The following is a 388-nucleotide window of genomic DNA, read 5'->3' on the forward strand; positions in this document are numbered from 1 at the left end:
CCAACGGCCAGCACAGCTTCTACCAGCTGCTCCACCAAGGGACGCGGCTGATCCCGGCCGACTTCATCGGCTTCGCCCACTCGCTGAACGAGCTCGGCGACCACCACGACAAGTTGATGTCGAACGTCTTCGCCCAAGGGCAGGCGCTTGCCTTCGGCAAGACCGCCGAGCAGGTGGCTGAGGAGGGGACGGCGGAGGCGGTCGTGCCGCACCGGGTGATGGAGGGCAACCGGCCCTCGAACACGATCCTCGCCGAGCGGCTCGACCCGGCGACCCTCGGCGCGCTGGTCGCCCTCTACGAGCACAGCGTCTTCACCCAGGGGGCGGTCTGGGGCATCGACAGCTTCGACCAGTGGGGGGTCGAGCTGGGCAAGGAACTGGCGAAGGC

At 68.6% G+C, this 388-nt stretch carries 1 protein-coding gene; it reads left to right on the forward strand.

Annotation, left to right across the window (positions count from 1 at the left end; genetic code table 11):
• Nucleotides 1-388 (forward strand): phosphoglucose isomerase-related protein (locus D7Y13_RS44725; RefSeq protein ID WP_500683221.1); only part of this gene is annotated, 388 nt, incomplete at both ends.

The sequence above is a fragment of the Corallococcus praedator genome (assembly GCF_003612125.1).
Taxonomy (GTDB): Bacteria; Myxococcota; Myxococcia; order Myxococcales; family Myxococcaceae; genus Corallococcus; species Corallococcus praedator.